Annotated in this window: 13 protein-coding genes; 6 read left to right on the top strand and 7 right to left on the bottom strand. The window is 44.1% G+C overall.

Going from position 1 to position 17,794, the window contains the following annotated elements; all coding sequences use genetic code 11:
* On the bottom strand, nt 1-239 hold a 239-nt coding region (locus tag L865_RS0114235), incomplete at its 3' end, for a transposase (RefSeq protein ID WP_028773850.1).
* A gap of 886 nt (nt 240-1,125) precedes the next feature.
* A complete protein-coding gene (locus L865_RS0114240) occupies nt 1,126-2,520 on the bottom strand; it encodes a DEAD/DEAH box helicase (RefSeq protein ID WP_028773851.1) in 1,395 nt (464 codons plus the stop codon).
* Between the two features lie 297 nt (nt 2,521-2,817).
* Between L865_RS0114240 and L865_RS0114245 the strand changes: the two genes are divergently transcribed.
* Together L865_RS0114245 and L865_RS0114250 are read left to right on the top strand one after the other, a co-directional pair.
* A complete protein-coding gene (locus L865_RS0114245) occupies nt 2,818-4,905 on the top strand; it encodes a glycoside hydrolase family 97 protein (protein ID WP_028773852.1) in 2,088 nt (695 codons plus the stop codon).
* A 302-nt stretch (nt 4,906-5,207) separates the two neighbouring features.
* Complete coding sequence (locus L865_RS0114250) at nt 5,208-6,581, top strand: M28 family peptidase (RefSeq protein ID WP_028773853.1); 1,374 nt, start codon at nt 5,208-5,210, stop codon at nt 6,579-6,581.
* Nucleotides 6,582-6,614: 33 nt separating this feature from the next.
* Here L865_RS0114250 and L865_RS0114255 read toward each other — a convergent pair whose 3' ends face one another.
* Nucleotides 6,615-6,977, bottom strand: a complete 363-nt coding sequence (locus L865_RS0114255; protein WP_051484623.1) for a hypothetical protein — start codon at nt 6,975-6,977, stop codon at nt 6,615-6,617.
* 393 nt (nt 6,978-7,370) lie between these two features.
* Here L865_RS0114255 and L865_RS0114260 point away from each other — a divergent pair, with 393 nt between their 5' ends.
* Together L865_RS0114260 and L865_RS0114265 are read left to right on the top strand one after the other, a co-directional pair.
* A complete protein-coding gene (locus tag L865_RS0114260; protein WP_037471240.1) occupies nt 7,371-8,891 on the top strand; it encodes an MFS transporter in 1,521 nt (506 codons plus the stop codon).
* A gap of 47 nt (nt 8,892-8,938) precedes the next feature.
* Entirely contained in the window at nt 8,939-11,392 is a 2,454-nt protein-coding gene (locus tag L865_RS0114265; protein ID WP_051484624.1) for a glucan 1,4-alpha-glucosidase, read from the top strand.
* Between the two features lie 70 nt (nt 11,393-11,462).
* Here the strand turns inward: L865_RS0114265 and L865_RS0114270 are convergent, their stop codons facing one another.
* Entirely contained in the window at nt 11,463-12,290 is an 828-nt protein-coding gene (locus tag L865_RS0114270; protein WP_245608444.1) for a transporter, read from the bottom strand.
* 562 nt (nt 12,291-12,852) lie between these two features.
* Here L865_RS0114270 and fusA point away from each other — a divergent pair.
* The gene (gene fusA / locus L865_RS0114280; RefSeq protein WP_028773858.1) at nt 12,853-14,937 is read left to right on the top strand and encodes an elongation factor G; all 2,085 of its coding nucleotides are present in this window, start codon (nt 12,853-12,855) and stop codon (nt 14,935-14,937) included.
* Nucleotides 14,938-15,044: 107 nt separating this feature from the next.
* Here fusA and L865_RS25560 read toward each other — a convergent pair whose 3' ends face one another.
* On the bottom strand, nt 15,045-15,182 hold the full coding sequence (locus L865_RS25560) for a hypothetical protein (protein ID WP_157577585.1): 138 nt from the start codon (nt 15,180-15,182) through the stop codon (nt 15,045-15,047).
* Nucleotides 15,183-15,290: 108 nt separating this feature from the next.
* Between L865_RS25560 and L865_RS23885 the strand changes: the two genes are divergently transcribed.
* Entirely contained in the window at nt 15,291-15,869 is a 579-nt protein-coding gene (locus L865_RS23885; protein WP_037471246.1) for a 3'-5' exonuclease, read from the top strand.
* 57 nt (nt 15,870-15,926) lie between these two features.
* Here the strand turns inward: L865_RS23885 and L865_RS0114290 are convergent, their stop codons facing one another.
* Nucleotides 15,927-16,943: a LacI family DNA-binding transcriptional regulator gene (locus tag L865_RS0114290; RefSeq protein ID WP_028773859.1), complete on the bottom strand. Its 1,017-nt coding sequence runs from the start codon at nt 16,941-16,943 to the stop codon at nt 15,927-15,929.
* Nucleotides 16,944-17,012: 69 nt separating this feature from the next.
* On the bottom strand, nt 17,013-17,720 hold the full coding sequence (locus tag L865_RS0114295; RefSeq protein ID WP_028773860.1) for a DUF3334 family protein: 708 nt from the start codon (nt 17,718-17,720) through the stop codon (nt 17,013-17,015).
* Nucleotides 17,721-17,794: the final 74 nt, after the last annotated feature.

Consider the following 17,794-nt stretch of genomic DNA (forward strand, 5'->3'; position numbering starts at 1 on the left):
AGGATATTTCTCTCTTCGGTTACTCGACGTAACTCCGCCTTGAGCTTACGTATTTCGTCTTGTTGATTATCAATGGTGACGTGTTGCTTTTCTGGCTTATCAAACTTGTTAATCCAGTTGTGCAAACTTTTGGGAGTAACGCCTAATCTCTCTGCCACATCGGCGATCTGGTGACCACGTTCTGTAACTTGTTTAACGGCTTCGATTTTAAATTCGTCGGGATATCGTTTTCCGCGCATGTAACACCTCATATTTTTGGTTCATTATAACTCTATGAAGTGTCTACTGTTCTAGGGGCTTACCAAAACGGTAATTGACGTGTCATTAATATCAAATCCCATTACTCCAGAATCTCTATCTATATCTGCATATCTTTGCATATGACTTCCTTGCTCATTGGATGATGAAAACATAACATTTGTAATTTACGGCTTGCGCGTTTTGCCAAGCCCCATTGAGAAAGCGTACACTCAATTTTCCACTAAAATCTATTAAAAACAAATCAACAACAGAAAATGTGTAAAACTGTTATCAATACACTTTAGGTAGAAACGTGCATGCTCGCTTTACTTGCCTGTTATCTCAACTATCTCAATAAATCTTATAAACAGGAGACGTTGCAAGATTTCATCTTACTGAATTTACTTTCCTTTATTCTACTACTCAATAGCAAATCGTGAATTCATATCATTAAACTTACCGATCAACCTTACAAAGCCGATACTACTGTATAAAACAACCAATATTAGCCAATAATAATTCTTGTGTAATATCCCATACCTGCGGCTAATATGAAAAGGCAGTTAAAAAGCAAAAACGAGTTAGGTAACCAAAGGGCGAAATGAAGCAACAATCGAATGTCGGTGCCGTTTAAAGAAAGTTGAAGAAGATAATTTTAAGTACTTCTAAATCCGAACTTGAGTAGTAACCACTAATATAATCAGTCTCATTTAAAAGCAATATTTAGAAGCTGATATTTAAAGGCTGATATTTGAAAGCTTTTATTTGAAGGCGGTTGTTTGAAGACGGTTGTTTGAAGACAATGGTAAAAAGCTAACAGCTAGCTTATAGCAAAGAAGCTAGAGCTTTTCTACCAGCTCTAGCTTTTGGATAATACCAGCCCTATTACTTTTTCGATTTTTCGTGATGCGCCCAAGGATTAACTGCTGCAGCCGGTTTAGATTTATTGGCTGCTTTTGAGTCTTTGCTTTGGCTGATATTACCTGCATTACCCGCATTAGCACTGTCTCTGCGTTTATTCGGTTTTTTGCTGTTTGCTGAATTAGCAGATTTAGCCGGTTTTTTAAGGTCGCGCTTAGCTTTGATTGGCGCACGATCGGCATCACGCTTGGCTTTGGGCACAAAGTTCAACACAGAAATGGGCACCACTTTTTTAGGTTCAAAACCTTCGACAACGCGCCTTTCAAGTAAATGATCAATTCGGCTTTCTATCATGCAAAGATTTTTAAAATCATCTTTTGACACTAAACTCACCGCTTCGCCACTTGCCCCGGCTCGGCCTGTACGGCCTATGCGGTGTACGTACTCATCGGCTGGAAATGGCAGATCGTAGTTGATCACCAGCGGTAACTCATCAATATCGATGCCTCGCGCAGAAACACCGGTGGAAATCAAATAGGCAATCTTGCCTGATTTAAAATCTGCTAAGATCTGTTCCCTATTGGCTTGAGTCTTACCACTGTGTAGACACTCAGCTTCAATACCACGCTTTTCTAGTTGGCTTACTAGCTTGGCGGCGCCATGTTTAGTTTCGATAAAAATTAACGCTTTCTGCCAAGTTTTCTCTTTAATCAGGTGACTGAGCAATGCTGACTTTTTATCTTTATCAACCGTCACCATCCATTGCTCAATAGCCGGCGCACTTTCTTGCTGTTTTACTGACAACTGCACCGCGTCACTAACGGTGTACTTTGCTAAGTCGCGCACTTTACGTGACAAGGTGGCTGAAAACAGCAGGTTTTGACGCTGCTCTGGTAGTTTGTCGATGATATCGGTGATGTCATCAATAAAGCCCATATCCAACATACGGTCGGCTTCATCAAGCACAAACATCTCAATCTCATCGAAATGAATAGCACGCTGAGTGTATAGATCGCGCAGTCTACCTGGCGTAGCAACCAGAATATCCAAGCCATCTATTAACGCTTGCTTTTGCGGCGCAAGATCGACACCGCCATACATAGCGCTGGTGCGTATTGATAAATGCTTACCATAGGCGCTGACGCTATCATTAACTTGTATTGCAAGCTCTCTTGTTGGGGTAATAATCAATCCCCTAACCCGCTTTTTGCGCCCAGCCTCACCTTTAGCTAACTTGTCTAACATTGGCAGCACGAAGCTGGCCGTTTTGCCGGTACCCGTTTGCGCGGCGGCAATAATATTCTTACCAGACGTCGCTACAGGGATAGCTTTAAGCTGAATCGGGGTCGGCTCGGTATAGCCTAACTCTTCTAGGGCGGTCTCAATAGCGGGGTTAAGCGATAGGCTTTTAAAGGACATGCAAATTCTCAGACTGTGTGATGACAATAAATCCCGCCAATGTGAGTTAATTACTTAACATCAGCGAGAAATTTTAATATTGCTGATTATAACAGGCTAATGACCTTAACAGCAGTAGAGATTGACCAAACCTACTTACTTAGAATTTTAAGCGAAATCACGTGGTGATAGACCAGCCATCAATAAACTCAGGCCTTGCACTAATAAACAACATTGAATACGTATGTAACGCGTTGCGGCGAGTCTATAGGTGTCACTAATATAGCCAGATAACGAGATAAATAAAAAGGATAAGTAATGTCTCATCTACTCAAGGATCTGGCTTGTACCACTCACAAAGTTACTCGACAGCTAGCCCCCATACCCTGTGCTCTTTTGCTAGCGCTATGCCCACTATCATCCATAGCGGCTAACATAGAAATAACCTCGCCTGACAAACACATTAGCATTACGGTACGTGACGACAATCTAAAGCCTGAATATCAAGTTTATTATCAAGGAAAGTCTGTTATAGATGCGTCTGCTTTGGGATTAGCTTTTCAAACATTAGGGGAACTGCAAGCTGGATTTAAACTTGTTGATAGTAAGACAAGTACTCACAAATCTACTTGGGAGCAACCTTGGGGAGAAAAACAATGGATGTTAGACCATCACCACAGTTTAACCACCACCTTCTCTAATGGTACATATCAATACAATATTGAATTTCGTGCATTTAACGATGGCATAGGCTTTCGGTATCACTTCCCTAAGCAAGCACAGCTTAGCGAGCTCAATATTACCCAAGAGCTAACAACATTTACTATTCCTCAACCAGAAGCTGCTCAAGCTTGGTGGATACCTGCTCGTGGTTGGAATCGCTATGAATACCTCTATAAAAAAACACAAGTAAGTGACATAGATAGAGTGCATACGCCGTTTACGCTTAAATTAAACAACGGCATACATTTGAGCATACATGAAGCTGCACTTACCGATTATGCCGCTATGACATTAGATCAACGCCGCAGCGGTGTGCTACGTGCTGACCTCACCCCTTGGTCGGATGGAATAAAAGTAAAAACTCACGCTGGCTTTTCTAGTCCGTGGCGTACGATACAAATAGCGCCAGATGCAAAAGGCTTACTTAACTCGTCATTAATCCTTAATCTTAACGAGCCCAACAAACTAGGTGATGTTTCTTGGGTAGAGCCGGGCAAATATGCAGGCATTTGGTGGGGAATGCATATTGGCGAGAATACTTGGGGTTCGGGTAACAAGCATGGCGCCACAACCAGCGAAACGAAACGCTACATGGACTTTGCCGCTGCCAGTGGTTTTATTGGCGTGTTAGTCGAAGGGTGGAACCTCGGCTGGGATGGCAGTTGGTTCCATAACGGTGATGTGTTTAGTTTCAGCCAATCTTATGCTGATTTCGATATTAAAGCGGTTGCCGATTATGGCAAGCAGCTCGGTGTTAGGCTGATCGGTCACCATGAAACCTCTGGCTCGGTCACTAATTACCGCAAACAAATGGATGATGCCTACGATCTTTATGAAAAACATGGCGTCACCCAAATTAAAACCGGATATGTGGCCGATGGCGGTGATATTAAGCGGGTTGATAAAAGCGGTATCGTTCGACATGAATGGCATGATGGCCAATTTATGGTCAATGAGTACCTGCATAGCATCGAGCAAGCTGCCAAACGTAAAATCAGTATTAATACTCATGAGCCCATCAAAGACACCGGGCTAAGACGTACCTACCCCAATTGGATAAGCCGTGAAGGTGCACGGGGCCAAGAGTTTAATGCTTGGGGCACGCCGCCAAACAATCCGAGCCATACGCCAACCCTTGCTTATACACGCATGTTAGCTGGCCCGATGGATTTTACTCCGGGTATTTTTGATTTAGCACCTGAAGGATTAGATGCAGTTAACAGAGTACAAACCACCTTAATGAAGCAATTGGCGTTATATGTGGTGTTATATAGCCCAATCCAAATGGCCGCTGATCTGCCTAAAAACTATGCTAAGTACCCAGATGCATTTCAGTTTATTAAAGATGTCCCTACCGATTGGACAACCAGTATCGCGCTGCAAGGTGAAGTGGGCGAATATGTGGTATTTGCCAGACAAGAGCGTGGCGGCGCCAGTCATGGAAAGGATTGGTATGTTGGTGCGATTACCGATGACTCAAAACGTACGCTAACCATTGCCTTAGACTTTCTTGATAAAAATACCCATTATCAAGCGCAAATCTACCGTGATGGACCTGATGCCAATTGGCAGAGCAATCCTTATGACTATATTATCAAAACTAAGAATGTCACTAACGCAGACAAGATTGAACTGCCCCTTGCTACCAGCGGTGGCGCGGCCATTCGTTTTAAAGCGTTATAATTACCGTTCAATTTAAGTCGGACAGTTTTAGACTTATTCTTTTAAAGCATTCGACGCGAGTTTCTGATGACTCGCGCCATTAATGCGCTTAGCCTACTCTCCCGCTTAGCCACTGACTTCACTTACCTAAATCCCCCCTTTTCCCAATAACGTTAGCGCCAAAAATTACTTTTGCATCGCTATACACTGTGCAACATTTCTTAACGTTTTTGATTAGCAAAATCTGGTGCATTTTGAATACTTTTTGGTAACGTTAATGGCGATTGCTCATTAACAACAAATAATTACAACAAAGAGGCATTATGAATCAGGCCGTTAAAAAATCTCTACTTAGCGTCAGTTTATGCTGCATTAGCAGCTTATCGTTCGCCAACACTAGCGCTTATCAAGCCCCTTCAGCTGAAGATCTACGTTTATATGATATCGCTCAAGCAACACAAGCTGAGCGGATTATGGGTGACGTGCAAACGTTAGTGGACTTCGGTACCCGACACACTTTGTCTAGCCAAGATCATCCTACTCAAGGCATAGGCGCAGCAAGAAACTGGATTAAAGCGGAATTTGAGCGTATCTCTTCGCAATGTGGCCAGTGCTTGGAGGTAATAGAAGTGGGGCAAACCGTGTCTGGTAAACGTATTCCCCAAGATACCAATGTTGTTAATATCATTGCGATCCAGCGTGGCAGTGCCAACCCCAATCGTATGGTGATCATGAGTGGTGATATCGACTCTCGGGTTACCGATGTCATGGACGCAACTAGCATATCGCCTGGTGCCAATGATAATGCCACTGGCGTTGCAGGGGCACTAGAAGCTGCACGTGTGCTTTCTCAATATCAATTCTCTGGTTCAATTGTTTATGCAGCGCTAAGTGGCGAAGAGCAAGGCCTTTATGGCGGAAAGATACTTGCAGACTATGCCAAATCGCAAAACTGGCACGTACAAGCCGTTCTTAATAACGACATGATAGGCAATATTGCCGGCATTAACGGCGTAGTCAGTAACCATACGGTAAGAGTGTTTTCCGAGGGAGTCCGCTATACCGAAACAGAAGAAGAAGCTAAAAAGCGCTATTTTGAAGGCGGTGAAAATGATTCTGCATCACGTAATTTGGCGCGCCATATTAAAGGCTTAGCAGATCAATATATGGTCAATCTTGATGTAGAGATGGTTTATCGACTCGATCGCTTCGGTCGTGGTGGACACCACCTGCCATTTAACCAAGCTGGCCTGCCCGCAGTGCGTATCATGGAAACCAACGAGCATTACCATCGACAACACCAAGATCTTAGGGTTGAAAATGGCATTGTATATGGCGATGTCATTGCAGGTGTTGACGGACCGTTTACCGCTAAACTGACTGCACTCAATGCCATTAGCCTAGCGTCAATGGCTTGGGCCCCTGCACCACCTAAACAGGTAACGATTGCCGGTAAAGTTTCACCCAGTACAACGTTAACATGGCAGCTTGAAGAGAATGCCCAAGTAGCGGGTTATCGAGTGTATTGGCGTAAAACAACTGAGCCACAATGGACCCACAGTCGTTATGTCGGCAAAGTAGACAGTTTTGCACTTCACAATCTAGTGATCGATAATTACATCTTTGGTGTCGCGGCAGTGGGCAGCAACAGTAATACCAGCCCAGTGGTGTTTCCAGGGCCAGCCGGCGCATTCTAAACCGACTGTTAATCTTAGTGCTAAACCTTAAGGCTACTCCCCTGCAGTTTGGGGGTAGCCTAATGCAGTAGCCGAAACCACGATGCATTGTACCGAATATCCCACGCCAATCTTGAGTTGATCATCAATGCTAATATTTGCCAATTGAATGGTATTAGGAATTTGTGCAAATGCGTTTGATATCGCTTCTTTTGTAGCGACTTGCTCACCGCTAGGCAATAGATACAGTATCGACGTTTGACAACTCTCACCCGTGACTTCACCGAATGTTGTCAGTGACGTTTCGTGACTACTATCCATATTAGAGCTCGCAATAAACGATCCATGGCTGGCAATATTGCAGCCACACAGCGACATAAGGCTAATTACCAGTAACGACTTTTTTAAGCTATTCATCATTTTTCTATAGTGGCCAAAGTTAACATTAAGATACGTAAAGGTTACCAAAGTAATATGAATACGTATGCATGGAGTTGTTAAAAAAAACCGCTCAAGGTTAACATGAACCTGTGCTTTATCGCGTTAAGTCATAGGAACTGACTGTAGCGAATGAGATTGTCGCAAGTTCTTCAGCAAGTGAACATTGAGTGAACACTTATAAGTAAGCTAGCTGTCGATTGAGGTCTTATTGATGTACATCTTGTCTATTACTTGAGCTAGACAGTACATTTGGGCGAATACCGTGTGAGGGACACGTGTATTCGCTGTTTTTTTAGGGCAATTATCGGCACAACATCCGCACATCAGCGTCTATGGCATAGTGTCATAATAACAATAAGAGAACAGGCTATGTCGAAACCAACATCTAACAGCAAACCATTACTGAGTTTTTGGCAAATATTTAATATGTGCTTTGGCTTTTTGGGTATTCAGTTTGGTTTTGCCCTTCAAAATGCCAATGTTAGCCGCATTTTTCAGACCTTAGGTGCATCGATAGACGAGATCCCCATCCTGTGGATTGCCGCGCCACTAACAGGCCTGCTCGTGCAACCTATTATCGGTTATATGAGTGACAAAACCTGGACTCGTTTAGGCCGTCGTCGCCCTTATTTTCTAATTGGCGCTGTCTGCACCACATTAGCCTTGTTCATCATGCCGCACTCCCCCGTTTTATGGGTAGCCGCAGGTATGTTATGGATAATGGATGCATCAATTAATATCGCCATGGAGCCGTTTCGCGCATTTGTCGGAGATAACCTACCCAAGCGGCAACGACCACTGGGTTATGCGATGCAAAGTTTCTTTATTGGTATCGGCGCAGTTATCGCCTCTGCACTGCCGTACATCTTAACCAACTACTTCCAAGTCAGTAATACTGCCCCTGCTGGTGAGATATCCGATGCCGTTCGTTATGCATTCTATTTTGGCGGTGTAGTATTATTTGCCGCGGTGTTTTGGGCCATTATTAGTTCACGAGAATACAGCCCAGAGCAGTTAGCTGCGTTCGAGGAACATGACAACCAGCACAATAGCACTGCAGTGAGAAGCCAGCGCACTGCCACGCAATACCATCAAGGCGCAATGCTGTGGAGCGGTGTTGGGTTAATATTCACCCTGATCATTTATGCTGCTGATTTAGATAAGCAGTTATACCTACTATCCGCAGGTATCTTCGCCTTTGGGCCGCTACAATGGTTTTGCAGCCATTATCTTAAGCAGGGTAAAACCACACCCAGTATGGCTTTTGCGATCACCGATGCCCTATTTGCCATGCCTAAAGCGATGAAGCAATTGGCCTGGGTACAATTTTTCTCCTGGTTCGCTTTATTTTCAATGTGGATATATACCACCTCTGCGGTCACTTCATATCACTACGGCACTGATGATGTGCTGTCACAAGCCTACAATGATGGCGCAGACTGGGTGGGCATATTGTTCGCGTCATATAATGGTTTTGCAGCCCTCGCCGCCGTGATCATTCCGTTGTTAGCTATGTCGGTAGGGCTTAAGTGGTCGCATTTAATTAACCTATTTTGTGGCGGGATAGGTCTGATGAGTTTCTATTTTATAAAGGATCCTAGTTTACTTTGGCTACCTATGATTGGCGTGGGTATTGCCTGGGCATCTATTTTATCTATCCCCTATGCGCTACTTGCCAATGCCTTACCCGCGAAGCAAATGGGGATCTATATGGGCATCTTTAACTTTTTCATTGTCATTCCGCAACTATTGGCGGCCAGCGTGCTAGGGCTAATTGTCAATCATGTTTTTGATGGGCAGCCGATTTTTGCTTTAGTCCTGGGTGGCTCGCTCATGATGCTTGCGGGTATTAGCGTATTGTTTGTTTCTCCGCCTCAAGCAGAAAAATAACTCACACCTTAAATCAAAACAAATGAATAAATGTAAGGGATAACCATATGGCTCGCAGACCTCTATTTTCAGCAAGTAGGATCGCAGTGGCATTAAGCTGCACATTGGCATTAAGTGCATGTGCTCCTAACGAGCAACAGCCCAATGATGTACATAGTCAAATGGTTGCCCCCGGTGCACCAGGAATAGAGCCTGTGTGGGCATTTTCTGGCAAAACAGGCATAGGCACATCCTACACTCCCTACCAAAATGGTGAGTCGGAGCAGGTTAGCAAAGTCTGGTTCTCACTTGCTCAAGGCATTGTCACTGAAACCATGTACGGTCTTATCCACAATGCTCAGTTAAAAGAGATGCAGTTCATCATTTGCGGCGATGGCTTTACCGACACCGAGCAAGCGGACACCATCTCTAGCATTGATTACTTGCATAAAGACGACAGTGGCCGCCCGTTATCGCTGGCCTACAAGGTGGTCAACAAAGATAAACAAGGTAAGTACGAAATAGAAAAACACATCTTTACTGACCCCAATAGTCAATCATTAATGATGAAGGTATTTTTTACCGCACATGAAGCCGGCATTACCCCCTACCTTTACGTGAACCCCCATGTGGACAATAGTGGCAGTAACGATATCGCACGGGTAAGTGAAGACGGTCAAAGTTTAATCGCCTACACAGATCAATCTTCTAGTAGCGTAGTCTCTGTTATCAGTGACCAAGCATTTGCGCAGGCCAGTGTCGGCTTTGTCGGCCAATCCGATGGCCTCACTGATTTACAAAATAACGGTGAGTTTAATTGGCAGTATACCACCACTGCGCAGGTAACAGACCAGCTTGGTGGAAATGTAGCCATGACGGCGCAACTGCCTACCATTAATGTGAATCCGGGGCAATCAAACACCCTAGAAGCCACTATTGTTGTTGGCTTTGGCGACGATAAACAACAGAGCCTGCAGCATGCGCAGCGCACATTAACCCAGGGCTATCAGCAGGTGCTCGCCAATTACAATGGCATCGACGAGGCTGTGGGTTGGCAAGACTATCTTTATAGCCTAGATGCCCTGCCCGCGATGATAAAAAGTACCACAGATGATGGCCAGCTCTTGTATGCCAGTGCATTAGTACTCAAGGCACAGGAGGATAAAACCCATCCTGGTGCACTTATCGCTTCGCTATCTAACCCATGGGGTGACACCGTGTCAGCTAAAGTTGGCAGTACTGGCTACAAAGCTGTCTGGCCGCGGGATTTTTATCAATGTGCAATGGCATTTTTGGCCATGGGAGACCACCAAACGCCTAAGGTCGCGTTTGAATACCTACAAAAAGTACAAGTGACAGCCCAAACACCGGGCTACGAAGGTGTACCGGGTTGGTTTTTACAGAAAACTCATGTTGACGGTCAAATCGAATGGGTTGGCGTTCAGTTAGATCAAACGGCTATGCCCCTGATGCTAGGCTGGCAGTTGTGGCAAGCTGGCGTGCTATCGGACAGTGAAATAAACCACTGGTACAGTGTGATGCTAAAAAGTGCGGCTGACTTTCTCGTTACCGGTGGTAAGGTGAAATTGGATTGGAACAACACCCACATTACGCCGCTAAAAACACAACAAGAGCGCTGGGAAGAGCAAGCAGGTTACTCACCTTCAACAGCAGCAGCCGTTATAGCAGGGTTAATCAGTGCCAGTGATATCGCCAAGCACAGTGGCGATGAGCAAAGCGCTAAACGTTATCTTGATACCGCGATTGCAATGGAGCATAAACTGACTGCTTTAGTAGTCACTGAAAACGGATTACTGTCACTGCAAAATGATCAAACCCAGCCTTACTACGTCAGGCTGTCTCCTAACGGCAATCCAAATAACACCGATAAACTCGGTGATAATAATGGCCGTAAAGGCCTTGATCAGCGACTGATCTTAGATGCTGGATTTTTGGAGTTAGTCCGTTACGGGGTTAAGCCAGCCAATGATAAAACCATCGTTGACAGCATTAAGCTGGTAGACAATACCGCTTTAGCAGAGAACCTAAGGGTAAAATACCTCTTTGATGCCGGTGATGGTCAACAAACTCCAGGTTATCGTCGCTATGGCAATGATGGTTACGGTGAAGATGAGCAAACAGGCGGCAGCTACGCTGAAAGTGGCGCGAATACGCCAGGACAACGCGGTAGAGTCTGGCCGTTTTTCACTGGTGAGCGTGGTCACTATGAATTAGCAAAGCTCACTCAAACTAAGCAACTTACCTCAGAAACTAAGCAGGACTTAATTAACACCTATGTTAAAGGCATGGAAATATTTGCCAACGAAGGATTAATGTTGCCTGAGCAAGTTTGGGATGGTGTGGGAAATCCAACTCGATATAAATATCACAAGGGCCAAGGAACCAACTCCGCTACGCCACTTGCGTGGACCCATGCCGAATACGTCAAACTACTGCGCTCTATCAGTGACGAGAAAGTGTGGGACTACTATCCTAATGTCACTGAGAAACTCAACCCGTAAAACGCTAACCCCCTGAATCCTTAATTCGGTAAGTTAACGCCACGACCACATGTGATCGTGGCGTTTTTGATTATAAACGGTATTGCCACATTAAGCCGAAGGTATCAAAGTCATTACCATAGCGTGTCAGCACGCCGGTGCTGAAACTCAGCTTGATACTTTGTTGCCTCGATAAAGCGAATGAATAGGTCAAGCCAAACCGTGAGTTTTCTTGATCATCATTAGAAGCAACACCGTTTTTCTCTGTTTCACCACCAAAGAAAAAATTACCGTTTAGTGACAGCCAATGGCCGCGATTAAAATAATATATCAGGTGGCCTTGTAAATTAACCTGGGGCTGCTGCGACAGTTGACCGCTGCCTAAATACTCATTGTTATCGCTATAAAAACGCACTGAAGCAATCAAGTCATAGTACCAGCTACCCAATTGATGCGACATGCCAATGCCGGGTCGATATACCCACCTATTGGCACCACTATTGAGCAGTTTATCTGCTTGATAACTCCCAGTCGGTGCCGTAACTTGCAGACTGGTACCAACCACAACCCCCTGCTGCCACTTAGCGTAGGATGCAATATCCATTGCTGGCGCCCCGTAGAAGTTCCAAGTAAGTCGCACTGTTGGGTCAGTATAACCACAGCGATCAACACTGACTTGGTCGCCGTTAAGCCTTGCACTGCCGCTAAAACAGGTTCGACTGATTGCGGTATCAAACTTGGCACTACTGCCTAACAACCCAAAAGTAGTGGCATAACCCAATATATAAGCATCTATGTCGAGTTTGGCATCTTCCACAGGTGAGCTTGGCGACGGCGACACCTCTCCTGATGAGTTGGCATAACCCGCTGCCAGAAAGTGCTGGCCCGTTGGCAGATTTGTATAGCTTCGAGGCTCCAATTCTTGGGCTACAAGCTGGGGAGACAGACAAGCATTTAGCCCAAGGCAAATCAATGTAGGCCTCACAAATAATTGACAGCGTCCTAGCATAAATACCACTTATTCACGTTACTTTAATCACAACAATGTAACCACCAAGGTAACACTAACAGCCTGAAAATCTACTGTTTTCTACCTACGTATTCGTACATATTTATAACGGATTTTAAAATCAGTGCAGTTTGACTCTCGCTAAGGGAGTGGCGCCTCAACCCCTCTTTAGCGGACTAAACATCCGCTTTTCTTCATGCTTTGGTTGTAAATAAGTAAATTGTGCCGTTAACTGGCTCACAATTAGCAAAATGATATAAGCAATTAATCTTTGGTTACGCTTTAAGGTTAATCGGCTGAAAACGCTGATAAACATTAGGTTTTTCTGCAATATCAATGTGAGTATTCGCCACGAATTTATGTGGTTTTAAGGTTATTTAAGCAAAATTCACAAAAATCTATAAAAATATCGTGAAAGTATTGATATACTTCCCCCCCGAATTTTAGAACGTAACTCAAACAGAGTAGAAAAATGACTGATTTATCAAAGTACAGAAACATTGGTATCTTTGCTCACGTTGACGCGGGTAAGACTACTACAACTGAGCGTATCCTTAAGCTTACCGGTAAGATCCATAAGATCGGTGAAGTTCATGATGGCGAATCAACAACTGACTTCATGGAACAGGAAGCTGAGCGTGGTATTACCATTCAGTCTGCTGCTGTTAGTTGTTTTTGGAACGACCACCGCTTTAACGTAATTGACACCCCTGGTCACGTTGACTTCACCGTTGAAGTTTATCGTTCTCTTAAAGTACTAGACGGCGGTGTTGGTGTATTCTGTGGTTCTGGTGGTGTTGAGCCACAATCAGAAACCAACTGGCGTTATGCTAACGAATCAGAAGTTGCTCGTATCATCTTCGTAAACAAGTTAGACCGTATGGGTGCTGACTTCTTACGCGTAGTTAAGCAAACTAAAGATGTACTAGCTGCTAACCCTCTAGTTATGGTTCTACCTATCGGTATCGAAGACGAGTTCAAAGGTGTTGTTGACCTACTAACTCGTAAAGCATGGGTATGGGACGAAACTGGACAAGCTGAAAACTACAAGATTGAAGACGTTCCAGCTGACATGGTTGACATGGTTGAAGAATACCGTGAGCAACTTATCGAGTCTGCTGTTGAGATGGACGACGATCTAATGGAAGCTTACATGGAAGGCGAAGAGCCATCTATGGAAGACGTTAAGCGTTGTATCCGTGCTGGTACTCGTACTATGCACTTCTTCCCTACATACTGTGGTTCTGCTTTCAAGAACAAAGGTATGCAGTTGCTTCTTGACGCTGTTGTTGATTACCTACCAAACCCAGTTGAAGTTGATCCACAACCTCTAACTGATGAAGAAGGTAACGAAACTGGCGAACACGCTCTTGTTGATACTGAAGAGCCATTCAAAGCGTTAGCGTTCAAGATCATGGATGACCGTTTTGGTGCCCTAACTTTCGTACGTATCTACTCAGGTAAGATCAAGAAAGGTGACACCATCCTTAACTCTGCTACAGGTAAAACTGAGCGTGTTGGTCGTATGGTTGAGATGCAAGCTGATGAGCGTAACGAACTAGATTCTGCTCAAGCTGGTGACATCATCGCGATTGTTGGTATGAAGAACGTGCAAACTGGTCACACTCTATGTGATGTTAAGCACCCTTGTACTCTTGAAGCAATGGTATTCCCAGAGCCAGTAATCTCTATCGCTGTAGCGCCAAAAGATAAAGGCGGAAGCGAGAAAATGGGTATCGCTATCGGTAAGATGATTGCTGAAGATCCATCTTTCCGCGTTGAAACTGATGAAGATTCAGGTGAAACCATCCTTAAAGGTATGGGTGAGCTTCACTTAGACATTAAGGTTGATATCCTTAAGCGTACATACGGTGTTGACCTGGTTGTTGGTGAGCCTCAAGTTGCTTACCGTGAAACTATCACTCAAGTTATTGAAGATAGCTACACGCATAAGAAACAATCTGGTGGTTCTGGTCAGTTCGGTAAGATCGACTATGTTATCCGTCCAGGTGAGCAAAACTCTGGTTTCACTTTCAGCTCTTCAGTTGTTGGTGGTAACGTACCTAAGGAATTCTGGCCTGCTGTTGAGAAAGGTTTCGCATCTATGATGGAAACTGGTACTGTTGCTGGCTTCCCAGTACTTGACGTTGAACTAGAACTTACCGATGGTGCTTTCCACGCAGTTGACTCGTCAGCTATCGCGTTCGAAATCGCAGCTAAAGGTGCGTTCCGTCAATCTATGCCAAAAGCAGGTGCTCAACTTCTTGAGCCTGTGATGAAAGTTGACGTATTCAGCCCAGAAGACAACGTTGGTGACGTAATTGGTGACCTTAACCGTCGTCGTGGTATGATCAAAGACCAACAAGCTGGCGTAACTGGCGTACGTATTAAGGGTGATGTACCTCTTTCAGAAATGTTCGGTTACATCGGTTCTCTACGTACTATGACATCTGGTCGTGGTCAGTTCTCTATGGAGTTCTCACACTACAGCCCATGTCCAAACAGTGTTGCTGAAAAAGTTATCGCTGAAGTTAAAGAAAGAGAAGCTAAGAAGTAATTTAGCTGCTTAATCTTTGATAAAAGCCGCGATTTTTATCGCGGCTTTTTTGTATCTGCCAAAGCATAATACCAATCAGTATAAACATTTAGTCACTCAGCGAGAGTTTAGCGCTTCTGAGGCAAGGCAACGAGTGAAGAGCATAGTTGTTCTACGGTTAAACTCGTTAACACAGCATCAGAACCGCTAAAAATCGCCATTCTGGCGCGTTTTAGGCTGCCTACTTCTGCGTTGAATAATCTCACAAGGGAGCAACCATTGTTTCAGTTATTCGCCTTGAACTAGTTTGCCAAAAGCGCGCTGAGTTGATCAAATTCTTATACTGATTGGTATAAAACCTTAAGGAACATATTTTGTCACTGTACGCTCCAGCAGACTCGGTCGTGGTGTTTGATTTTGAAACCACCGGGCTTTCACCAGCGCAAGGTGATCGTGCGATAGAAATTGGTGCGGTTTTATTGCAAAGCGGTGTAGTTGTTGACCGATTCCAAGCGCTGATGAACCCAGGTTTCGCTGTTAGTCGGTTTATTGCTGACTACACAGGTATCGACAACCACATGTTAGCGTCTGCGCCACCATGCAGCGAAGTAATGCAACAATTTGCAGACTTCATACAAAACTATAATTTGGTTGCGCACAATGCCAGTTTTGATTGGCGGTTTTTACAACATGAGCTGGCTGCAATTGATCGAACGCCGCACAATCAGATCACCCGCTCTATGCTTATTGCAAGACGATTGGTGCAAACGGCGCCAAAACATAGTTTAGGTGAACTTGTCGAGTATTTGGATATTGAAAGCGATGGCGTGTTTCACCGCGCGTTAGATGATGCAGAGATGACCGCCAGACTATGGCTAAAGTTAGTGCAAAAATTACAACAACACTATCAAGTCACTCAACCTGACTTTAAGCTAATGCAGCAGATAGCATAAACGCCAAAGGCTAAACTTAAGCAATTGTTCAGTAACCGATAGATATAAGCTCACCGACTAGGCAGATCCGCGGACCACTAGGCTAGTTTTAATTAATTGGCTATCTACTGGCTCACCGCGAATTTGCTTAAGTAAACACTCAACCAAAATCTCACCAGCCAATTTAGTGTCTTGCTTGACCGTGGTTAAAGGGGGATTCGCAAAACTTGCCACCGGTAAATCATCATAACCGACCACTTTAACTTGCTCTGGAACGTTAATCCCCTGCTCTTTAAGGGCGCGTATTGCACCAATGGCAATGAGGTCGCTAGCGCAAAAGATTGAATCAAACTGCTGTTTGGCGTTGATTAATGCCATGGCAGCGTCATAGCCTGAAGATTCCGTGCTAATGGCGCTGTACTGTAGAGCGCGATTAACGGGTAGCTTTTTGGCACTTAGTGCCTGGCTGTATCCTAAATAACGAGACTTAAACTCTGGGCTATGCTCACTGGCATCGCCTAAAAATGCGATATCCTTTGCACCAAGTTGCAGTAAATGTTGTGTCGCAATGAAACCTCCTTGCTGATTATCACAACCCACACTCAAACGACCATCACTATGTTGCTCCGGCCCCCAAATAACAAAGTGAGTATGCTGCTCAATCAGTTTAGCCAGTTTCTCTTGGTAATCTTTAAAGTCACCATAACCGAGTAATATGATGCCATCGGCTTTATTACTGTCTTCATAATCAGCATGCCAGTCAGAGCTAAGCTGTTGAAAAGAAACTAATAGGTCATACCCTTGACGTGCAGTTGCACGGGTAATAGAACCCAACATCGTTAAAAAGAAAGGGTTAATATGCGAGTCGTCATTGGTGGGATCTTCGCACAACAAAAGTGCCAAAGTTAATGAACTTTGAGTTCTCAAATTACTGGCATTTTTATCCACTTTATAATTGAGCTCTTTGGCTATAGCGTGGATTTTTTGTTTAGTTTCTTCATTAACCAGAGGGCTATTGCGCAACGCACGCGATACCGTAGACTGAGAAACCCCAGCACGGTATGCGATGTCAATAGAGGTGGCTTTAATACTCATCGTTGAACGGCCTATTATTGTATTTGTTGGCGATCGATTAGTCTGAGATTATCATGCAAGCTATTAGGATTAAATGCCTAATTCATCGAAAAGATCATCGGCAATATCTTTACTTTTTGTATCATCCGCCGCTTTTGACCAAGGTGACTTTTCATTGTTGTCGTTGGTTTTTGTCTGGCCATGTTGAGCTAACAACTCATCAGGATCATGCTCTTCTTCGGCAAACTCATCCAGTTTAATAAATTCCGTTTTATCCATGGCAAATTCTAAATAGAAGATATGATTGTTGGCAGTTTTAAACGACACTCTTCGCGCAACCGCATCATCTAAATTGGTATCAATAGAGATAGTCAGCTCTTTATTAATGGTCAGCATTTTAGGTTGAGACTGGTTAATAGAGGTCTGTAACTGCTTGTTCACTTTATTGATGAAATCGCCAAGGATTTGATTCATTAACTCCCCCATCACATCACCCACTTCGTCTGAAGTATGTGAGAAGGCCAGTTCACTCTCAGGCATGCCCATTTGCTGCATATAAGCCCGGTATATCTCTATAGCGGCAGGTGCTGAGAAGTTGATGACAACCAATCCTGAAAAACCACCATCAAAAATAGAAAAGCAACCTAAATCAGGCTTTAAGCAGGTACGAGTAATACTTTGCACCATGGCCGCGTGGGAAACCTGGCTAGCAGTGGTACTGGATAATACATGGGAGACTGAATGGCAAAGTTTAAGCAAGATATCGTCTGAACTAATTACTTGTGGAGAAGTAGTCATGGAACGTAGCCTTTATTGAGTAATGATTAATTCTGCGCTGAAAATACAAAAAAATCAAAACCATTACATAACAT

It is taken from the genome of Shewanella waksmanii ATCC BAA-643 (assembly GCF_000518805.1).
Taxonomy (GTDB): Bacteria; Pseudomonadota; Gammaproteobacteria; order Enterobacterales; family Shewanellaceae; genus Shewanella; species Shewanella waksmanii.